This is a genomic window from Nonomuraea lactucae (genome assembly GCF_003313395.1).
GTDB lineage: Bacteria > Actinomycetota > Actinomycetes > Streptosporangiales > Streptosporangiaceae > Nonomuraea > Nonomuraea lactucae.
In genome coordinates, this window is sequence record NZ_QNFZ01000084.1 from 1 (window position 1) to 1,217 (window position 1,217).

Genomic DNA, 1,217 nt, shown 5'->3' on the forward strand with positions numbered 1-1,217 from the left:
CCTCCATCGCCAACCTCAACCGCGGCGCCGTCCGCCCACCCGTCACCGCATACGGACGCACCGGCGAGGCGGGGTCGGAGTGGGTGGGCGGGGGCGCGAAGTGACCGCCACCGGGCGGCGGGTAGTGGCCGGGCCCGGGCTGGGACGGGTAATGGCCGGGCTGTGGCTGGAAAGGGGGTTCCCAGCCGCCGCTGTTCCATCTCGGGTCGGACACCTGCATCACCTGGACTGGCTCGCGCGGAGCTCCGCGCGCACCGCCGGAGTGAGCACCTGACCCGCACGGTCTCCCATCAGCGTCATCTGGTACGCCACCAGACCCATGTCACAGTCAGGCGCCGCCAGCACCGCCAGGCACGAGCCGTCACTGATCGACATGATCAGCATCAGTCCGTGCTGCATCTCCACGATCGTCTGATTGACCGCACCACCCTCGAACACCCGGGCGGCACCCTGCGTCAGGCTCACCAGCCCCGACGCGATCGCGGCCAGCTGATCAGCCCGATCCGCCGGAAACCCCGCCGACGCCGCCAACGGCAGGCCATCGGACGAAACCACCACCGCATGCGCCACACCCGGAACCGTGCTCACGAAATCAGTGATCAACCAATCGACCCCGCGCGCAGCATGGCTCAGGTCGTTCATGCGCCCTCCTCACTGCTTTCAACGGGCCTGGGGCCTGAAGAGTACGTCCTGCCCCCGCTGATGTCATCGCGTGCGGCCCGGAAGCCCTGCTGGAAACTCGACAGGCGGCTGCGCACCCGGTCGGGCGAGAGCGAGGCCATCGGCGCGACGCCCTTGGGCGCCGAGACCGTGTCCGCCGATCCGGGCACCAGGTTGGCCTTCGGCACCCGCTTCGGCAGTCCCGACGCCGTCGCGCCGTCCCGCACCGGCTCCACCACCGCCTCCGCCGCGCTCCACCCAGCGTCGGCCCCGGCGGATCCCCAGCTGGCTCCCGACTCGCTCTGCTCGAACCAGGCGGACTCCACAGAGGCGAAGATCGGCAGGAACTCGTCGCCGGCGGAGGCCGGCCTGACGACCGGGATGGGGCCGGTGGCCGCCGACTCCGTCTCGGGGAAGTCGTACCTGGGCCGCCGGGAGTGGTCGGCGTCCGCGCGGTCGACGGTGCCCCAGGTTGACGGCTGGTCGTCGCGGCTTCCGGCACCCCAGGCGGGCGGCTGGTCGTCGCGGCCCCAGCCGGGCGGCCGGCCGTCGGCGGG

1 protein-coding gene and 1 pseudogene are annotated in these 1,217 nt (G+C 72.1%); both read right to left on the minus strand.

Features of this window, described 5'->3' with window-relative positions; genetic code table 11:
- Nucleotides 1-219: 219 nt before the first annotated feature.
- Complete coding sequence (locus DQW85_RS06695) at nt 220-642, minus strand: roadblock/LC7 domain-containing protein (RefSeq protein WP_113699519.1); 423 nt, start codon at nt 640-642, stop codon at nt 220-222.
- A pseudogene (locus tag DQW85_RS06700) lies at nt 639-1,217 on the minus strand (hypothetical protein); the annotation flags it as partial. The pseudogene DQW85_RS06700 and the gene DQW85_RS06695, both read right to left, overlap by 4 nt.

Bases quoted from the DNA above. Each gene is read 5' to 3' on its own strand.
- DQW85_RS06695 (WP_113699519.1), bottom strand. From the start codon at position 642: ATGAACGACCTGAGCCATGCTGCGCGCGGGGTCGATTGGTTGATCACT.